This is a genomic window from Actinosynnema sp. NPDC091369 (assembly GCF_044757065.1).
GTDB lineage: Bacteria > Actinomycetota > Actinomycetes > Mycobacteriales > Pseudonocardiaceae > Actinosynnema.
This window is the reverse complement of the sequence record NZ_JBIVUG010000006.1, coordinates 514,029-531,624: the sequence shown is the minus strand read 5'-3', so window position 1 is coordinate 531,624 and position 17,596 is coordinate 514,029. Positions and strand designations below refer to the sequence as shown.

Sequence of the window (17,596 nt, the reverse complement as noted above, 5' to 3'; positions counted from 1 at the left end):
CGATCTCAGTCCACTGTACCCACGAGCGCGGGCCGCGCGGGGTGGTCGTAGCGCACGGTCACGTCGGCCTGCGGCTCGTAGGAGGCGTACGCGGGCAGCGTCCACCGCCACTCGTCCGGGACCTGCCGGTCCAGCGCCCCGGACGACAGCCACAGGTGCACGGTCAGCTCGGCGGGCAGCCACTTGTCCAGCAGCATGGTGCCGTCGACCAGCAGCACGCCACCCGCGCCGAGGGTCACGTAGTCGGCCCGGTGCGCCCGGTCCGTCGCCGCGTTCCACAGCGCCGGCAGCACCCGCCCCGACCCTCCGGGGTCCAGCGGCTCCAGCACCTCGCGCAGCAACCCGCCCACGTCCAGCCACGAGTCGCGGAACGAGTCGGGGTCCTCGTGCCCGTACTCCAGCCGCACGGACGCGGGCCGCAGGAAGTCCCACGCCGACACCCGCAGCACCGGGCGTCCCAGCGCGCGCAGCGGCTCCACCAGGGCGTCCGCCAGCTCGCCCGGCCTGGTCGGCAGCGCGCCGTCGACCAGCACCCGGGCCCACGTGGAGCGCGGCAGCGCGTCGATCCGCCCGACCAGCTCGTCCACGAGGGTCTGCGGGGAGAGGGGGACGACCTTCACGGCAGCGGGTGGTCCTCCCAGCCGGCGGGCAGCACGGGCACCGGCCAGGCCGGGTCCGGCTCCCACGAGCCCCACGCCGGGTCCCACCACGTGCGGCCGTCGGTCAGCATCGCCTCGACCTCCTTGGCGGTGCGCCGGATGCCCTCCGCCTCGGCGGCGTCGTACTTGCCGTCCGCGACCATCTCCTCGAACTCGTCGCGGTCCAGCTCCTGCCAGTCGCCGTCGACCGGCGCCCAGAAGTCCAGCGCGTGGTCGAGGGTGTCGAAGCCGTGGGCGGTGCGCCGGAACGGCGCCTGGAGGTTGAGGTAGAAGCCCGCGAACCGGCGCTGCTCGCCCTGCCAGTACAGGTCGACCGAGTAGGCGTCGCCGGGGCGGTGCAGCTGGAGCTTGCCCAGGCCGTTCCAGCGGGTGCGGCCCAGCTCCTGCCAGTGGTGGGTGCGCGGGTGCGGGTGGAAGCCGAACTCCGTGCCCGGCGCGGTGTAGACGACGAGCAGGTCCGGCCCGTCCCGGACGACCCGGGTCGGGGTGACCACCCACGGCTCGCCGTGCAGCACCTCGCGCCGCAACGCCACGTCCCCCGGCCGGAAGTACCCCATGTCGATCAGGCTAGATGAGCGCCCGCCGCAGCCGGGTCGCCGCCACCTCGCGGCGCGGGTCGGTCCGGGGCAGCAGCAGGACCAGGCGTTCGAGCACCGTCGCGTCCTGCGCCACCAGGCCGAACGCCCACAGCGCCTCCGCGTCGCCCCGATCCAGCACGCCCCGGCGCAGCGCCGCGGCCAGGTCCTCCCGCTCCTCGCACACCACCGGCGCCTCGGACCGGGGGAGCAGCTCGCCCCGGTACGCCGCCGCGGCCGTGCCCACGTCACCGGCGCGCAGGGCGTCGCGCACCGCCAGGAAGTCGCCGCGCACGTCGGCGGAAAGCCGGTACGGCCTGGTCAGCAGCACTTCGCCCAACTGGGCGCGCAGCCGGTGCAGCTCGGCGCGCACGGTGGTCGGGTTGCCGCGCTCGCCGTACAGGTGCAGCGCCAACTGCTCGGCCGTGAGCCCGCGCGGGTGCAGCGCCAACGCGGTCAGCAGCTCCGCGTGCCGAAGCGACAGCGGCAGCGCCCGCCCGTCGACCGAGCCCTTCACGTCACCCAGGAACCGCAGCGAGAGCACGGGTCTTCGGGTCCGGTGCCGCGGCACCCGCAGCAAATACCCCTCGTCCAGCTGCTCCAGGACCGCTTCCCGCCCGTCGGCCAGCCGCACGCTGCCGCCGCTCACGTCCACCCGCGCGGTCAGCAGGCCGTGCGGCTCGGCGGCCAGCACCCGGCCGCTCGGGCTGAGCAGCGCGCCCGGCTCGCCGCGCAGGCCGATCAGGTGCCGCATGTTCAACGACCGCAGCCGCTCGTCGCGGGCCGCCAGCCGCTCCTGCAACCGGCCCTCCGCCAACCGGGCCGCGGCCGACACCAGCGCCACCAGCGCCGGGTGCGTGCTGCTCAACGGCCCGCTGACGTCGACGACGCCGATCGTGCGGCCGGTGTCCGGGTCGCGCACGGGGCTCGCCGCGCACGTCCAGCCGTGGTAGGTCCGCACCAGGTGCTCGGCGGAGTGCACGGTCACCGGCTCGCCCAGCGCCAGCGCCGTGCCCATCGCGTTCGTGCCGATGGCGTCCTCGGCCCAGCATGCGCCCTCGGTCAGCCGCACCCGCTCGGCCGGGCGGCGCACCGACTTCGCGCCCTCGCACCACAGGATCGTGCCGTCCGCGTCGGTGACCAGCATGACGTGCTGCGCCTCGTCGGCGATCCCGACCAGCGTCTCGCGCAGCACCGGCAGCGCGGCGGCGAGCGGGTGCGAGCCACGCCGGTCGACCACCTCGTCCGGGGCGAGCACCACGGGCGCCTCGTGCCGCTCGGGGTCGACCCGCGCGGCCAGCGAGCGCCGCCACGACTCGACGATGAGCTGCCGCGCGCCGTGCGCCCGACCCCCGTTGAGCACCGCCTCTCGCGCGTGCGCGAGCCGTCGCGGGTCCGGTTGCATTGGGCGCCTCCCGGACCAGGATGACCCGCCCGCGCCGATCGCGGCAAGCGAAACGCTGATCCATTCGGGTGCAACGCGACTGCAACGTTGTGCGTCCGACGCTGCACCCCACACGACCGACGCGAGGGGAGCGGGGAGATGGCGAGGTACGCGGCGCCGGGCGCGAGGGGGAGCGTGGTGTCCTACCGCGACCGGTACGACCACTTCATCGGCGGCGAGTACGTGCCGCCCGCCAAGGGCGGCTACTTCGCCAACCCGACCCCGGTCACCGGCGAGGTGTTCACCGAGGTCGCCCGGGGCACCGCCGAGGACGTCGAGCGGGCGTTGGACGCGGCGCACGGCGCGGCCCGCCGGTGGGCCCGCACGTCGCCGGCCGAGCGGGCCACCGTGCTCGACGAGGTCGCCGACCGGATCGAGGACCACCTCGAAGCCCTCGCCGTGGCCGAGACCTGGGAGAACGGCAAGCCGGTCCGCGAGGCGCTGACCACCGACCTGCCGCTGGCGGTGGACTGCTTCCGCTCCTTCGCGGGCGTGGTCCGGGCCCAGGAGGGCGGCATCTCGCAGATCCGCGACGACCTGGTCGCCTACCACTTCCCGGAGCCGCTGGGCGTGGTCGGCCGGCTCGTGCCGTGGAACTTCCCGCTGCTCATGGCCGCGTGGCAGCTCGCGCCGGCATTGGCGGCGGGCAACACCGCGGTGCTCAAGCCCGCCGAGCAGACCCCGGCCTCGATCCACGTGCTGATGGGCCTGATCGCCGACCTGCTGCCACCCGGTGTGGTGAACGTGGTCAACGGGTTCGGCGCGGAGGCGGGCATGCTGCTGGCCGCGAGCCACCGGGTGGCGAGGACCCCGGTCGCGCCGAAGCCCGGCGGCAAGAGCGCGATCGTGTTCTTCGCCGACGTGGCCGCGCGGCGTGACGCGTTCTACGACCGGGCGCTGGAGGGCTTCACCGCGTTCACCCTCAACCAGGGCGAGGGCTCCACGTGCCCGTCGCGCGCCCTGCTCCAGAGCCCGATCTACGACGAGTTCCTCGCCGACGCCACCGAGCGCACCAAGGCGGTCAAGCAGGGCCACCCGCTCGACACGGAGACCGTGATCGGTGCGCAGACCAGCCGCGAGCAGCTCGACAAGGTCCTGGCCTACTTGGAGATGGGCAGGCGCGAGGGCGCGCGGGTGGCGTGCGGCGGTGAGCGCGCCGACCTCGGCGGCGAGTTGTCCGGCGGCTACTACGTCACGCCGGCGATCCTCGAAGGCGACCACAAGATGCGGGTCTTCCACGAGGAGGTCTTCGGCCCGGTGGTATCGGTGACCCGGTTCGACGACTTCGACGACGCGGTGAAGACCGTCAACGACACGCCGTGCGGCGTCGGCGCGGGCGTGTGGTCGCGCGACGGCGGTCTGGCCTACCGCGCGGGCCGCGAGCTCCAGGCGTCCCGGGTGTGGGTGAACAACCACCACGCCTACCCGAGGTCCGGCATCGTCCGGGAGGACCACCGGGTCGTGCTCGACCACTACCAGCAGACCAAGAACATGCTGGTCGCCTTCTGAGCGGGAAGGGGGGAGCCGGTGCCGCGGCTCCCCCCTCCCACCGTCACTTCTTCCAGGGCACCTGCGGGGACGCGTAGTAGTTCACGCCCATCACGGCCCACCGGTCGGCCTGCGCCGCCAGCCGGACCTTGAACTCCTCCCAGTCGTGCGTCGACCAGGGCGACCAGCCCAGCTCCGCGATCGCGGGCAGCCGCGGGAACGCCAGGAACTCCAGGTCGGCGGAGTTGGTGATGGTCTCGCTCCACAGCGGCGCCTCGACCCCGCGCACCGCCTCGGCCGGCAGGCCCTCGATGTACGCGCCGGGGTTCCAGTCGTACGCGTCCTGCACGTCGGTGTAGCCCGCCCAGCTCAACCCGAGCTTGGTGTTCGCGTCGTACTTCATGTCCAGGTACGCCTTGGTCGCGGGCGACAGCACGATCTCGCTGCCCCGCGCGGCCGCCGCGACCATGTCCGGCGCGACCGTCTTCGTGCCCCAGAACTGCGGCACCGCCGAGGCGGGCGGACCGGACTTGACGAACTCGTGCCAGCCGGTCGCGGTCTTGCCGTGCTTGGCGACCAGCGCCAGCGCCTTGTCCATGAACAGGTCGAAGTCCGGGTCGGTGGTGGCGTGCGCCTCGTCGCCGCCGATGTGCAGGTACTCGCCGGGCGTCAACGCGGCCAGCTCGCGCAGCACGTCGTCCACGAACTCGTAGGTGATGTCCTTGTCGATGCACAGCGAGCTGAAGCCGACCTCGATGCCGGTGTAGAGCGGCGGCGCGACGCCGTCGCAGTTCAGCTCCGGGTACGACGACAGCGCGGCGTTGGTGTGGCCCGGCATGTCGATCTCCGGGATCACCGTGATGTGCCGTGCGGCGGCGTAGGCGACGAGGTCCTTGTACTGCTCCTGCGTGTAGAAGCCGCCGGGGCCGCCGCCGACCTCGGTGCTGCCGCCGTGCGCGGTGAGGTTGGGCCAGCTCTTGATCTCCAGCCGCCAGCCCTGGTCGTCGGTCAGGTGCAGGTGCAGCCGGTTGACCTTGTAGAGCGCGATCTGGTCGATGTACCGCTTGACCTCGTCGACGGAGAAGAAGTGCCGCGCCACGTCGAGCATCGCGCCCCGGTGGGCGTAGCGCGGGAAGTCCAGCACCCGGCCGCCGGGCGCGGTCCACGGCCCGCGCTGCCTGGTCTTCGCCTCCACCTTCGCGGGCAGGAGCTGGCGGAACGTCTGCACGCCCGCGAACAGGCCCGCGGCCGTCCGCGCCCGGATCAGCACGCCCCGCTTGGTCACGTCGAGCTGGTAGCCCTCCTCGCCGACGCGAGCGTCCGCGCCGACGAGCAGCAGCGAGATGTGCCGACCGGACGCGCCGGGCACGACCGGCAGCCGGTAGCCGGTGGACGGGCGCAGCACGCCCGCCAGGAACTCGCCGACCCGCTTGGCCTCGGGCGAGCCGGGCTGGGTGTAGATCCTGGTGTCCGCGCCGAGCGTGAACGTCACGCCCGGTCGCGGGGTGGCACTGACGGGAGCGGGCACGATGTGCTGCAACGGCGTCTCCGGAGCTGCTTGTGCGGGAACCGCCGCGCCCACCGCGCCGAGGAACAGCAGCGCGGCGAGCGCTCGACCGAACCCGCGCCGTCCGGCGCCTTCTGAGAGAAGCACTGACATCCTCCTGGCCGGCGTGGATCACCGAGCGGCGGCTCCAGCCACCGTTTCAGCCGCACCAGGAGGTGTCAAGGTCCAGACCAATCACCGCAGCTTCGGCTTGCCGAGACGACGCCACACCGCCGGGAACCGGTCCTCCACCCGCTGCGCCGCGGCCGTCTCCAGGCCGTGCAGCAGACCGAACGTGAAGCCGTTCTCCCCGTCGAGCTGCGCCTTCGCGCCGAGCTCGCGCAGCACCGGCCGCGCCACCACGCCGTCCTGGTGCTCGCCCAGCAGCTCCTGCACCGCCTTGACCTTCTTGCGGTACTCGGTGGCCCGCTCGCCGAACCTCGGCTCCGACACCTCCACCGCGTACCGCAGCCGCTTGGCCGCCTTGCGCGCCTCGTGCAGCGCGATGTCGTCCCGCGCGCCCTCGGCCCGCTTCGCCAACCTGCGGTAGGTCTTGTCCACCAGCGCCGGCAGCACCTTCGCGGCCTTCCCGCGCGCCGCCGGCGTGAACGGCGGGTCGGTCACCAGCGCGTCGACCGCGTCCAGCAGGGCGAAGTACCGGTCGCTGTCCAACGCCGCCACGGCCGCCTCGTGCGCGGCCGTCTCCAACGGCGCGAAGTGCCGGGTCAGCTGCGCCTTCACCGGGCCCAGCACCAGCTCGTCGTCCAGCTCCTCGACCGCCTCGGAGAACCGCGCCCGCAGCACCTCCAGGTCACGGGCCTCGCCGAGCACGCCCGCGAGCCACTTCAGCTCGTCGGTCAGCTGACGCGTGTCGTCACGCTCCACGATCGTGCCGAACGCCTGCAACGCGCTGCGCATCCGCCGCGTCGCCACCCGCATCTGGTGCACGGCGTCGTCCTCGCCCCGGCGCACGCGCGGGTCCTGGTGCTTCAACGCGTCGGCCTGCTCCCGCAGGTACGCCAGCACGACGTCGCCCGCGGACCTGCCCGGCGTGGTCGGCGGCGCGGTCGTCGCGGCCATCCGGTCGGCCAGCAGCCGGGTCAGCTTCGCCGACGACGTGGACCGCGTGATGCCCGAACCCGCCAACCGTTCCTCGACCAGGTCCAGCAGCGCGACGTCCCCACCCTCACCCAGCTCCACCTCGACCTCTCGCCACGAGTCGACCGGCGAGTCGTCCACCAGCGCCTGCCCGGACACCAGGTCCTCGACCACCTCGGTGAGCAGCCGGCCCTTGTCGTCCACGAGCTGCCAGCGCTGCCGGGTGGTCTGGATGCGCGCCACCGGCGCCAGCTCGCGCCCGCGCGCGTGCACCCGGACCAGCGCTCCGAGCTCCTCGGGCGGGTGCTTGGCCGCGCGACCCGGCGGCAGCCGCACCTCCTCGCGCGTGTCCACGCCCACCGGCAGCTTCAGGTGCCAGCCCGCGTCGTCGCCGCCCGTGCGGCGGCGCATCGTCAACCCGGCCCGCGCCAGCCTCAGGTCGGCGGTGTCGTAGTAGACCGCTTCCAGTCGTTGTTCCTCCGGTCCCGCCACGGCCGCCACGCCGGGCAGGTCGGCCAGGTCCGGCAGCGCGGTGCCACCGGGGGCCTCGTACTTGCGTTCCGTCTCGTGCACCGACCTCGACATGTAACAGAGGTACACCGTTTGATCGGAGTTCAGGCACGTCACCGTGCGTGATCGAGCGTTAACCAGGCCGGGGGTTTGTGTCGGCCCGTCCGCGTGGTTTCCCCGTTTCGTCCCTGGACTCCGCCGGCGCGTGCGGTTGGCTGATCCGCGTGCCCACCGAAAAGGAACGGCTCGACGAGGTCGAGCCGACCGTCGCTGATCTCGTCGCCACCACCCAGGCGCTGACGGCCGAGCTCGGTCGGGTGAGCGCACGCCTGCACGTGCTCGAACGCAGGCTGTCCGGCGCCGGGTCCGGCCCGGACGAGGACCTCGACTCGACCGCGGACATCGCCGGCACCGTGCGGGCGCTGCGCGCCGCGTGGGACGCGGAGCAGGACCTGCTGGCCGACTCCGTCCGCGCCGAGCTGCGGGCCGAGGTCGGCGAGTACGAGTCGATGAAGCAGCAGCGGGACGCGGGCCTGGCCAAGCTCTCGTCCGGCCGCATGCCCCGCTTCGAGCGCGACGCGTTGCAGCACGAGGTGCAGAACCTGGAGTGGCGGGTCAACGCGCAGGAAGCGGGCGCGGTCGCCGCCGCCCACCGGCTGGCCGCCGACCAGGTCGCCGCCGAGGAGCCGTGGCGGGCGGAGGCCGTCGTGGCGGGGGAGAAGGCGCGCCAGGAGGTCCTGGACATCGCCCGCCGCCGGCTCGAACGGGCCCTGGCCGCCGACACCCGGTTGCCGCTGTGGTTCCGCGTCGGCTTGGGCGAGATCACCACCCCGGACCCGTCCCGCTGGGTCGAGGCCGCCGTGGCGCTGGTCGCCTACCGCCTGGAGTACGGCGTGACGGACCCGATCTCACCGCTGGGCGAAGTCCCCTCGGCCGCCTCGGGTTTCGCCGCCTGGGTCCGCCGGGCCGAGGCCCACACCGACATCGTCGACCAGCTGGAGTCCTTGCGGCCCTAGCAGGTCTTGAGCATCGCGCCCAACGCGTCCCGCTCCGCCTCGTCCACCGTCAAGGCGTACAACGTCTTCACCGACACCACGGCCCGCGCGTACGTGCACCAGTACGACTGCACCGGTGGCTTCCACTTCGCCGCGTCCTGGTCGCCCTTGGCCCGGTTGCTGCTCGCCGTCACCGCGATCAGCTGCAACCCGCCGAGGTCGTTGGCGAACTTCTCCCGCTGCTCGTCGGTCCACTTGTCCGCGCCCGAGCGCCACGCCTCGGCCAACGCCACCGTGTGGTCGATGTCCAGCTCGCCCGGATCGGTCACGACCTTGCCGTCGTACGCGCTCGTCCACGTCCCCGACGTGATCTTGCAGCGATCACCGGTCCGCACGTCCGCGCCCTGCCGCTGCAACACCACGTCCCGCGTGTCGCACCCCTGGCCCTGGCTGCTCCAGTGCGGGAACCGGTCGCGGCTGTAGCCCGCCATCTTCCCCTCGGGCGCGACGGTCAACGCCGCCAACTGCGCCGCCGGGTCGTCACCGGGCGCGGCCGGGGCTGTCGGCACGCCCGCGGACGACGGGGTGTCCGGCTTGAGCACGTCGGTGCCGCAGCCGGCGACGATCAGGAGGAGAACCAGGACACCGCTGACGACCGCCGACCGCTTGCCGCTCATGCCACCATGATCAGCGATGATCGCCCCGACCGGAACACCGGGGCCGAACATTCCCGAACCCGCCGCGGATTCGACGCGCGTTCGACGCCGGGCCGAACCCCTTCGGCCTACCCGGTGCGGGGTGGGATCCCCCACCCCGCACCGGGTTCGCCATCAGGGCCGGCTGGTGAGGTACCCGCCCATGTGCGTGAAGTACTCCGTCGCGCCCAACTCCGTGCCGTCCTCGGTGCGCACCCGCTTGACCAGCAACGCGTGGTTGCGGCCACGCCGCGCCATCGCCCCCGCGACGATCGCGACGCCGTCTCCCTCGCGGTAGAAGATCCGACCGGGCGTGCCGCCGTAGCGCTCCTTGGACACCTCGGCCTCCAGGATCTCCAGCCGCTTGCCCTTGTGGAACGCGAAGGCGCTCGGGTACGGCGGGCACTGCGCGCGAACCAGCCGGTCCAGCTCGTCGGCCTCCCACGTCCAGTCGATGCGCAGGTCCTCCTCCGCCCGCTTGTGGAAGAAGCTGGCCTTCGACCGGTCCTGCTTGGTGAAGTCCGTGCGCCCCTTGGCGATTTCGGCCAGGCCGTCCACCGTGATCGGCCCGAACAGCTCCAACGTCTTGTGGAACAGGTCCGCCGTGGTGTCGCGCGGGCCGACCGGGACGGCGCGCTGGAGCACGATGTCGCCGGCGTCCAGCGTCTCGTCCATCATGTGCGCGGTGACGCCGACCTCCTTCTCGTCGTTGATCAGCGCCCAGATCAACGGCGAGAAACCCGCGTAGGCGGGCAGCAGCGAGTCGTGCACGTTCAGCGTGCCGTGCTTGGGCAGCGTGAAGATGTGCGGCGGGATCCACGTGCGCCAGTTCGTGGCGACGATGACGTCCGGCTCGACCTCCTTGAGCCGCTGGAACAGCTCGTCGTCGTCCGGGCGGTTGCGGATCAGCGTCTCGACGCCGTGCTCGGCGGCCAGGTCCGCGACGGAGTCGCTCCAGATGCGCTCGTAGGCGTGGTCGCTCTTGGGGTGCGTGACGACCAGCACCACCTCGTGCTCGGAGTCCAGCAGCGCCTGGAGCGTGCGGTGACCCCAGGTCTGGTAGCCGAACATGACGACCCGCATGGAGCTCCTCCTTGGATAGGCTCGCCTAAGTTATCGAACCCTAACCTAACTGCCTTGGGCTAGCCTTTGCGGGTGATCCTCGACCTCAAGGTGGTGGGCGGACGGGTCGTCACCCTGGACCCGACCCGGCCGGTGGCGTCCGTGATCGGTGTCTGGGCCGGGAGGATCGTCGGCTTGGACGACGACGTCGCCGACCTCCCCGCGCGCCGCGTGGTCGACCTCGACGGCGCGGTGGTGCTCCCGGGCTTCGTGGACGCCCACAACCACCTCGCGTGGACCGGACGCGCCGCGCGAACCCCGGACGTCTCGGCCTGCGCGACCGTCGCCCAAGTCCTCGACGTGCTGCGCGGTGCGCCGCGCTCGTCCGGCTGGGTCGAAGCCGCCGGCTACGACCACCGCGCCCTCGACCGGCCGCTCACGTCACGCGACCTGGACCTGATCGGCCCGCGCGTCTACGTGCAGGACCTCTCCGGCCATGCGTGCGTCGTCAGCAGCGACGTGCTCGCCGTCCTGCCCGCCTCGGCCCTGCGCGACGCGCAACGCGACGCGACGGGCACCCCGACCGGCTTCCTCGCCGAAGCCGCCCAGACCGCCGTCCGGTCCCTGCGCCTGCCCTACTCGCTGGAGGACATCGCCGCCGATGTTGAATCCGGTGCGCACCAATGCCTTCGCGAGGGCGTCGTCCTGGCCGCCGAAGCCGGCGTGGGCGGCGGCCTGATCGGCAGCAGCCCGCTGGAGGTCGAGTCCTACCAACGCGCCACCCTGCCGATCCGCATCCAGCTGATGGTCTCCGCCGACCGCCTGGAACCCGTCAAGGCCCACGCCGACGACGGCATCCGCCGCGCGGTGCCCCTGGGCCTGCGCACCGGCCTGGGCGACGACCGCCTCTCCATCGGTCCGCTGAAGCTGTGGACCGACGGCGGGATGATGGCCCGCACCGCCGCGCTGACCAGGCCCTACGAGAACATGGACACCGCCGGCCAGCTCCAGGACGACCCGGACCTGATGCGCGCCGCGATCCTCGACGGCCACGCCGCCGGTTGGCAACTGGCCGTGCACGCGATCGGTGATCGCGCCGTCGACTTCGCCCTGGACGCGCTCGCCGAAGCCCAGCGAACCGTGCCACGGCTGGACACCAGGCACCGGATCGAACACTGCGGCCTCGTCCGCCCGGACCAACTCGACCGGATCGCCGACCTCAACGTCATCCCCGTCATCCAACCGACGTTCCTCTACGCCTACGGCGACGACTACGCCAGGATCATGGGCCCGGAACGCACCCCGTGGATGTACCGCGGCAAATCCTTCCTGGACCGCGGAATCCCGATCGCCGGCAGCTCCGACCGCCCGGTCGCCGACGGAAAACCGCTGCGCGCCATCCAGTTCATGGCCGAACGACTCTCCAAAGAGGGCAACCCCATCGGTCAGGGCGAAGCCATCTCCGTTCACGAAGCCCTGACCGCCTACACGATCGGCGCCGCTTACGCCTGCCGCCAAGACCACGCCCTGGGCACCATCACCCCCGGCAAGCTGGCCGACTTCACCATCCTCGAAACCAACCCGCTGACCGCCGACATCGGCACGATCGGCGACATACCCGTCGCCGCCACCGTCGTGGGCGGGGACTTCGCCCACAACCCGGCCGCTTTCGGCTGACCCCCCCGGTCCTCCGACCCGGGACCCCGTCGGCGAAGCGGCCGGGTGGCGTCCGACGTCAGGCGCTCATCCTCCAGTGCACCACGTACCCGGCCGCTTCCGCCGCGATCAACGCGTCCAACTTCGCGAGGTTCGTCCGCCTCGACATCCGGAACGCCCGCCCCCGCCGCGCGTCCAACACCAACGGCACCGCCCCCGGCAGCGTGTCGGCCACCGTCTGCTGCAAGATCCGCAACCCGACGTTCGCCGCCTCCTGCGTCATGGGCGTCTCCTTCACGTACACCAGCACCGCCGCCTTCGACCCGTCCGGCAACCGCAACCCCAGGTGCGGCCGGACGCGCAACGCCAGGTCTCCGGCCTGCCACCGCGCCGCCCCCGTGGGCACGCCGGTCGCCCGGGTCGCCTGCAACCACGGCAGGAACCCCTCCCGCAGCTCCTCGAACGCGCGCGGCTGACCGGCCCGGGGCTGCCGGTGGGCGGCCTCCACCACCTTGTCCAGCTCCGCGGCCGGGTCGGGCGAGTTCGCCGCCCGCCGCATCGCGTCCCGCATGGGGTTGTAGAACCCGGCCACCCACTGCTCGGCGGACAGGTAGATGCGGCGCTGCTCGGACACGATGCTGATCCGGCCACGCTGGCCGCTCATGACGTACTCGGTGAAGGACAGGGCGGTGACGCTGATCGGCTCCACGACAAGCTCCCCTCGCGCGCGATCGAACTCGTGTTCGATTCTACCGAGGGGGTCCGACAATTCGCGGGCTGCGAACGGCCCATCCGCAGGTGGCACGCGTTCAGCCTGGTCTCGGGTCAGGACCGCCCAACGCCTAAGCTGCCGGACCTGGGGGAAGGGAGCCAGCCGTGGGTGAACGACCGGACATCGACCTGACCAGGCCGAGCGCCGCCCGGGTCTACGACTACTACCTCGGCGGAGCGCACAACTTCGCCGTCGACCGGGAGATGGCCGAGCAGGCGATCACCATGTGGCCGGAGCTGCCGCTGATCATGCAGGCCAACCGCGCGTTCCTGCGCCGGGCCGTGCAGTTCTGCGTGAGCCGGGGCGTGACCCAGTTCCTCGACCTGGGCTCCGGCATCCCGACCGTCGGCAACGTCCACGAGGTCGCCCGCGAAGCCGACCCCTCCGCGCGCGTGGTCTACGTCGACAACGACCCGATCGCGGTCACGTACAGCCGCACGATCCTCGGCGACGACCCGCAGACCACCGTCGTCCAGGCGGACCTGCGCCACCCGGACGCGGTGCTGGCCACGCCCGAGGTCTCCGGCCTGCTCGACTTCGACCGACCGGTCGCGGTGATGATGGTCGCGGTCCTGCACTTCGTGCCGGAGGACCCCGCGAAGATCATCGCCGCCTACCGCGACGCCGTGCCGCCCGGCAGCTACCTGGTGATGTCGCACGCCACGCACGACGGCCAGGACACCCAGGCCGACGAGCACACCGACCTCTACCGCCGCCGCACGGCGACCCCGATGACGATGCGCTCCAAGCCCGAGGTGGAGGCGTTGTTCGAGGGCTACGAGCTGGTGGACCCGGGTGTCGTGCACCTGCCGCTGTGGCGTCCCGCGTCGCCGGAGGACGTGGACGAGCACCCCGAGCGGTTCGCGGGTCTCGCCGCCGTGGGCCGCAAGCTCTGACCTCCCGGGACGCACTTCTCAAAAACCGAGGGATTCGCACCTTCGAGTGATCGAGCCCCGCCGGCCAACCTCGTTGTTGTAGTTTTGTGACCTGGCAGGTGCGGCTGCCATCGAGGCTCCTCCTGACCCGGATGGAGTGGGTGCCTCCAGAGCGCGTTCGAGGGGACGCGTCCCGCATGTCCGCCCACTTTCCCGGGGTTCGGCGTCCACGTGTTCGCACCGGCGTGCGCTCGCGCGCCCGCGGACCCGGTGGCGTCGACCGGGTGGCGTCCGCGGAGGTTGCTCGTGTCGACAAGCTCTTTGGTCAAGCGCTACTGGTGCACCGGCGAGACGCCGAACATGGTGCGCAGGCAACGCGGCGGCGCTTCGCCCACCACCGTCGTGCCCGCCGCCCGCACCCCCGGTCAACGCCGGTTCGAAGCCGCGCTGCTGACCGCCGTCACCCGCACCATGGCCGGGATGCGCAGGCGCGGCCACCACCTCCGCCCCACGTCCCTGGTCAGCCGCGTGCGGCCGGACGAGAAGGTGCTCGGCCTGCGCGTCCACGACGCCGCGCTGGACGACCTGCTCACCCAACTCCTCCCGGCGGTCGCGGGCGACCGGCTCCGCGGCGTGCCCGGCCTGCGCGTGCGCCCCCGCCGCGACCACCTGGACCTGCGCTCACCCGACGGCGAAGCGCGCCTGCTCGGCGTGACGCGGGAACGCTGGCGCCAGGCCGTCACGGCGGGCCTGCCGGTCGACCTGGCCCTGACCGGCGGCCTCCACCGCCTCGAAGCGGCAGCGACAGCCCGCTCCACCCCGTCCGCCACTGCGCCCGTCGCTGCCACCTCACCGACCCCCGGTCTCCCGACCGACCTGATGAGCGGCGTCCTGCGCCGCCTGCCGCTGTGGCGCGGCGCCGCGTGGCTGGACGGCGTCGTCGTGGGCGACACCTACGAGCTGTACTGGCGAGGCGGCCCACCGAGCGGCTCCGTCGCCGCGATCCTGTCCGGCTCCACGTGCCGCATCCCGTCCTCCGCGGCCGTCCCGTACCGCCTCCGCAACGACGTGCACGGCGTGGCCCTCTCCGCCGCCGACCCGCACACCCCCGCACCGCCACCCGAACCGGACCGGGCCTGGAACGACTGGCTGGCCGCCACCGCACCCGGTCCCGCCGTGGACGAACGCGCGGTCCGCCCCCTCCCCTCCGCCCGCCCCGACCTGCCGGACGTGTGGGAGCACCACGAGATGCGCGCCGCACTGGCGCTGCGCGACATCACCACCGTCTACCGCCTCCTGACCCACCACGGCGTGCCGCGCGACCGGATCGCCGCGCTGACCGGCCAACCGCACCACGACGTCGACCGCGTCCTGTCCGGCGCGAAGGTCGAGTCCTACGACACCCTGACCGACATCGCCAGGGGCCTCGGCGTCCCCCTGGGCTACATGGGCCTGGCCCACGACGAGCCGTCCCACCCCGACACCGCCTGCGCCTGCGCCCACCTGGACGAACGCACCAAACGCGACCGCTTCCTGGCCCACGCCGCCCTCGTCACCGTGGGGACGACCACCACCGGCTGGGGCTGCCCGACCGAAAGCTGCCGCTCCACCCGCCCGGTCTGACCCATATGCGCACACAACTGACCGGATAAGCGGACTTCACGGACTTGACGTGGGCCGATCTTGACCGGAGATCGGCCCCAACGTCCTCGGGATTGGAGCGAGACCCCTGTCATCATTCGCCATAGCCGGCGAACATCGCTGCTCCCCTGCCCGATCATCGCACCGGTCGAGCGTCGCCGACGATCCATACCGGTTCCATGCCTTCACGTCACGCAGGAAGACCCACTGACATGTTTGCGAACCCGGGTGACAAGCCCTCTGCATGTACAACGCACCCTTATTCGTCTATCGGCCGATCGCTCGGCAGTGCTGGGATGATTTAGACGACAGGGTGCCTCGCCGCCGACAGCGCGAGAAGCGAACTCCCGGACACGCGTTGAAAGCGGCGTCGATCCTGATTTCCGAAGCAGCAGATGTGGGGGATGTAATACGGCGATTCCGCCTGTAACGCACGATCGACCCAGGTGGGACGATGTGGTTCGCACCGGCTAGAATGTCGCGGTGTCTACCGCGTGGAGCATCTTTTCAGCCTGTCAGCGTGCTGTGGCCGAGAAAATCCCTACATCGCGCCCTGCAAATGATAAAGAATTTCACTTCCAAAACTGGGTTTATGACCGCATTACCGAGGCAGGCTATCGCTCGTCAAGCGCAGGGAGGAACACCTACCCCGATTTCTCCATTGATGGGACGGACGAAGCGTACGAAGTAAAAGGGATCACGGTCGGCAGTCGCGAGCGCGACTTCGACTCCAATAGCGCTCTACCTTCAGGGGTGCACCAGGGTAGGCAGGTGTTCTACGTTTTTGGGCGCTACGACAATGATAAAGTTGGCGGAGAAAATCCCGTCGTCCATGACATCGTCATCGTGCATGGATCGTTCCTGAATGCGGGCCAGGGCTTTGTGGCGGCCAACAGGAGTCTTCGCGTGTTGGGTAGCTACGGGGACATTCTACTGCGCGACCGGAAGATGTATGCACCTTATACCCCTTACAAGCTCCTCGGTGGAGTCAGGGATGAATGCACCCTGGTTCTCCCGTCGACCGAGGAGATGCCTGCGGGTTTTACCGCGGTAGGGCAGTTCGATCGGATCGAAACAGATCAAATCCCTATCGGGTACAAGGCTGACCTGAAGGCCGATACTCTCGTAGGTGAATTCGAGTCGAACCCTTCCTCCGGCGTCGTGCATTCGTTTGTTGCTTACCGCACGCAAGCGAGCGGTTCGACAACTCCGGTCGATTTGGTGTCATCATGAGTTACACAGTGCTGGGGATGTTCAGTGGAGCCGGCGGTCTCGACCTCGGCTTCGAGCAGGCTGGATTCGACCACATTGGTGCGGTGGAATGGGATCCTTGGGCGGTCGCGACTCTCAGGAGGAACAGGCCGTCGTGGCATGTCGACCAGGCCGATGCCAGAGAGTGGACTTTCGGGGAGCAAGCAGACGTCCTTATCGCCGGCCCTCCCTGTCAGGGCTACAGCCTGGGGGGACACCGTAAAGCAACAGACAAGAGGAACGACCTCTACGAACAGGTCCTACGGATCGCCGCATCCGCTCGGCCCAGAGCGGTGGTCATCGAAAATGTCTTGAACTTGCGCACGCTGGTGCACCCTGAAACGGGGAGGTTCTTCAATGACCAGATCGCACATGACCTGACCCGGCTGGGCTATGAAGTGTTTCACGACGTTTTTCGGATGGATGGTTTCGGCGTTCCTCAAACCCGTCGCCGTTGGGTTTTCGTTGCTTTTCGCGGCTCGGCTCCTGCAGGGTACAGGCTACCGCAAGCCGGCGGCACCGAGACTGTGCGGAAGTGGCTTTGGGATCTTGGCCAAGGCGGTGGAGCCGGGTTGCCGAACCACAATCCTAGGTGGGGATTCCAGAGTGCCGTTCACGTCGCCACCGGGAAAGAGTTCGATCCATCAGAGGAAGCCGTGATAGTTCGGTTTTCCCGTACTGCTAGCGACGGCAATCCCGTACGGTCTTTTGATCTCCCCTTTCCCGCGGTGGATACCGGGACGATTTGGGGATGGGCGCAGGGCAACGTATCGGCCGCACGGTTCGAGGTCGACAGGAGTTCCGCAAAGAACGTCCGCAACCCTGAGTCCAAAGTGAAGCTCTGGCGTATTCAAGCCAGTCGCTTGCGTGCGATGACACATCGTGAACTCGCTCGGCTTCAAACGTTCCCCGATGACTGGGAATTCGTAGGCGGCTCCGCGAGTCGGGACGTGCAGATGCAGGTCGGCAATGCGGTCCCTGTCGAGTTCGCCCGAAGGTTGGGTGACAATGTCCGCGAAGCACTCTCGTGCCTGGACGGAAGTCGGAAGTTCGACGAACCGAGTCGTCCCCTTCAATTGGCACTGGAATAGTGATCGGCACCCACCTTGAATGCTGGACGACAGTTCCAGATGATCAAACCATGTCAGCTGATGCGACAGTCGCCGCGACTCTTCAGGAAAGAGTTTCGTATCGTCTCCGGCCTGGCTTGCCTGAACCACGCGTGTCAAGGGGCATCTTCGCCCCCACTGGACTGCTGGGCTGGAATCGCTCCTATGGCGCGCGTGGATGCCCTCGGGAAGGTCGGCAGGATGGGGTTGTAGTAGCTCG

The 17,596-nt window shown here is 70.6% G+C and carries 15 protein-coding genes; 7 read left to right on the top strand and 8 right to left on the bottom strand.

What is annotated here, in order from left to right:
* Positions 1 to 5: 5 nt before the first annotated feature.
* The 3 genes from ACIQMJ_RS25700 to ACIQMJ_RS25690 are packed head-to-tail and all read right to left on the bottom strand — an operon-like array spanning position 6 to position 2,639.
* Positions 6 to 620: a nucleoside/nucleotide kinase family protein gene (locus ACIQMJ_RS25700; protein ID WP_499763528.1), complete on the bottom strand. Its 615-nt coding sequence runs from the start codon at positions 618 to 620 to the stop codon at positions 6 to 8.
* A complete protein-coding gene (locus tag ACIQMJ_RS25695) occupies positions 617 to 1,216 on the bottom strand; it encodes a DUF402 domain-containing protein (protein WP_499763527.1) in 600 nt (199 codons plus the stop codon). Before ACIQMJ_RS25695 ends, ACIQMJ_RS25700 begins: the two co-directional genes overlap by 4 nt.
* Positions 1,217 to 1,226: 10 nt before the next feature.
* A complete protein-coding gene (locus tag ACIQMJ_RS25690) occupies positions 1,227 to 2,639 on the bottom strand; it encodes a GAF domain-containing protein (protein WP_499763526.1) in 1,413 nt (470 codons plus the stop codon).
* Between the two features lie 138 nt (positions 2,640 to 2,777).
* On the opposite strand from ACIQMJ_RS25690, the gene ACIQMJ_RS25685 reads away from it, so the two are divergent.
* Complete coding sequence (locus ACIQMJ_RS25685; RefSeq protein WP_499763525.1) at positions 2,778 to 4,187, top strand: aldehyde dehydrogenase family protein; 1,410 nt, start codon at positions 2,778 to 2,780, stop codon at positions 4,185 to 4,187.
* A gap of 43 nt (positions 4,188 to 4,230) precedes the next feature.
* Here the strand turns inward: ACIQMJ_RS25685 and ACIQMJ_RS25680 are convergent, their stop codons facing one another.
* Both ACIQMJ_RS25680 and ACIQMJ_RS25675 read right to left on the bottom strand, forming a co-directional pair.
* Entirely contained in the window at positions 4,231 to 5,820 is a 1,590-nt protein-coding gene (locus ACIQMJ_RS25680) for a beta-N-acetylhexosaminidase (protein ID WP_499763524.1), read from the bottom strand.
* 87 nt (positions 5,821 to 5,907) lie between these two features.
* Positions 5,908 to 7,395: a CYTH and CHAD domain-containing protein gene (locus ACIQMJ_RS25675; RefSeq protein ID WP_499763523.1), complete on the bottom strand. Its 1,488-nt coding sequence runs from the start codon at positions 7,393 to 7,395 to the stop codon at positions 5,908 to 5,910.
* Positions 7,396 to 7,544: 149 nt separating this feature from the next.
* Between ACIQMJ_RS25675 and ACIQMJ_RS25670 the strand changes: the two genes are divergently transcribed.
* Positions 7,545 to 8,336 carry a hypothetical protein gene (locus tag ACIQMJ_RS25670; RefSeq protein WP_499763522.1) on the top strand — a complete coding sequence of 264 codons (792 nt, stop codon included), beginning with the start codon at positions 7,545 to 7,547 and terminating at the stop codon, positions 8,334 to 8,336.
* Here the strand turns inward: ACIQMJ_RS25670 and ACIQMJ_RS25665 are convergent.
* Both ACIQMJ_RS25665 and ACIQMJ_RS25660 read right to left on the bottom strand, forming a co-directional pair.
* Positions 8,333 to 8,992, bottom strand: a complete 660-nt coding sequence (locus ACIQMJ_RS25665; RefSeq protein WP_499763521.1) for an HNH endonuclease family protein — start codon at positions 8,990 to 8,992, stop codon at positions 8,333 to 8,335. The two genes, ACIQMJ_RS25670 and ACIQMJ_RS25665, sit on opposite strands and share 4 nt — an antisense overlap.
* A gap of 153 nt (positions 8,993 to 9,145) precedes the next feature.
* Entirely contained in the window at positions 9,146 to 10,093 is a 948-nt protein-coding gene (locus ACIQMJ_RS25660) for a methionyl-tRNA formyltransferase (protein WP_499763520.1), read from the bottom strand.
* A gap of 72 nt (positions 10,094 to 10,165) precedes the next feature.
* Between ACIQMJ_RS25660 and ACIQMJ_RS25655 the strand changes: the two genes are divergently transcribed.
* Complete coding sequence (locus tag ACIQMJ_RS25655; RefSeq protein ID WP_499763519.1) at positions 10,166 to 11,749, top strand: amidohydrolase; 1,584 nt, start codon at positions 10,166 to 10,168, stop codon at positions 11,747 to 11,749.
* 58 nt (positions 11,750 to 11,807) lie between these two features.
* Here the strand turns inward: ACIQMJ_RS25655 and ACIQMJ_RS25650 are convergent, their stop codons facing one another.
* On the bottom strand, positions 11,808 to 12,437 hold the full coding sequence (locus ACIQMJ_RS25650) for a hypothetical protein (RefSeq protein WP_499763518.1): 630 nt from the start codon (positions 12,435 to 12,437) through the stop codon (positions 11,808 to 11,810).
* A 167-nt stretch (positions 12,438 to 12,604) separates the two neighbouring features.
* On the opposite strand from ACIQMJ_RS25650, the gene ACIQMJ_RS25645 reads away from it, so the two are divergent.
* The 4 genes from ACIQMJ_RS25645 to ACIQMJ_RS25630 all read left to right on the top strand — a co-directional run bounded on the left by ACIQMJ_RS25645 (position 12,605) and on the right by ACIQMJ_RS25630 (position 17,358).
* Positions 12,605 to 13,396, top strand: a complete 792-nt coding sequence (locus ACIQMJ_RS25645; RefSeq protein ID WP_499763517.1) for an SAM-dependent methyltransferase — start codon at positions 12,605 to 12,607, stop codon at positions 13,394 to 13,396.
* A gap of 285 nt (positions 13,397 to 13,681) precedes the next feature.
* The gene (locus tag ACIQMJ_RS25640) at positions 13,682 to 14,998 is read left to right on the top strand and encodes a hypothetical protein (protein ID WP_499763516.1); all 1,317 of its coding nucleotides are present in this window, start codon (positions 13,682 to 13,684) and stop codon (positions 14,996 to 14,998) included.
* 501 nt (positions 14,999 to 15,499) lie between these two features.
* Positions 15,500 to 16,249, top strand: a complete 750-nt coding sequence (locus ACIQMJ_RS25635) for a hypothetical protein (protein ID WP_499763515.1) — start codon at positions 15,500 to 15,502, stop codon at positions 16,247 to 16,249.
* Positions 16,246 to 17,358 carry a DNA cytosine methyltransferase gene (locus ACIQMJ_RS25630; protein WP_499763514.1) on the top strand — a complete coding sequence of 371 codons (1,113 nt, stop codon included), beginning with the start codon at positions 16,246 to 16,248 and terminating at the stop codon, positions 17,356 to 17,358. The genes ACIQMJ_RS25635 and ACIQMJ_RS25630 overlap by 4 nt, the downstream gene beginning before the upstream one ends.
* The last annotated feature ends 238 nt before the right edge of the window (positions 17,359 to 17,596 follow it).